The following is a 657-nucleotide window of genomic DNA, read 5'->3' on the forward strand; positions in this document are numbered from 1 at the left end:
CCGATGCCGGAAGTGACGCGTTTTTTGATGTCCGTGTAGATGTCTTTGTGAACGGCAAGATTGTTCTCAGACAGCTTTAAGACTTCATAAGCCTTTACCGCATCTAAGTAGACTTTAGTGACTTCTAATGCCTTGTCTGAAGCATCAGCTAATAGTTGGAATCGCACCGATTCTGCATCAGCAGCGGTACGGTCAATATCGTTTAATGTCGCGCTGCCATCCCAAATTAATTGGGTTAGGGTGATAGACGCTTCTTTTCTCGTATAGTCAGTGTTGCCTCGTCCGACTTCATCAGATGGGTCGAGGCCTTCGTAACCAATGCCCGCATCAAGATCGAGAGAAGGCAAATAGGCGCCTGTTGACGCCTCATTGATGTACCTTCGGCTCTCAAATTCATTAAATGCGCTTTTGATATCTGGGTTATTTTTTAACGTTAATGCCACGGCTTGCTCTAAAGTTTGACCGAAAACGGGTATAGACACTATTAAGCTACAGCAGCAAGCAATACTTAGTCGGTTCCATTTCACGGTGTTTCTCCTAAAAAATCGTGTTGCTTTTTGCTGTTTCATCTCACATTTGAGATAAAACATCACAAATAACAGTGTTTGAGTAAGTAAATTATCAACCTACTGTTAAACCTAGGCTTTTGTTTAGAAT

At 42.3% G+C, this 657-nt stretch carries 1 protein-coding gene; it reads right to left on the minus strand.

What is annotated here, in order from left to right; genetic code table 11:
* The coding region (locus R7E78_RS27355) for a TolC family protein (protein ID WP_318058783.1) at positions 1-527 on the minus strand (527 nt) is incomplete at its 3' end.
* Positions 528-657: the final 130 nt, after the last annotated feature.

The organism is Vibrio sp. YT-19(2023) (assembly GCF_033337395.1).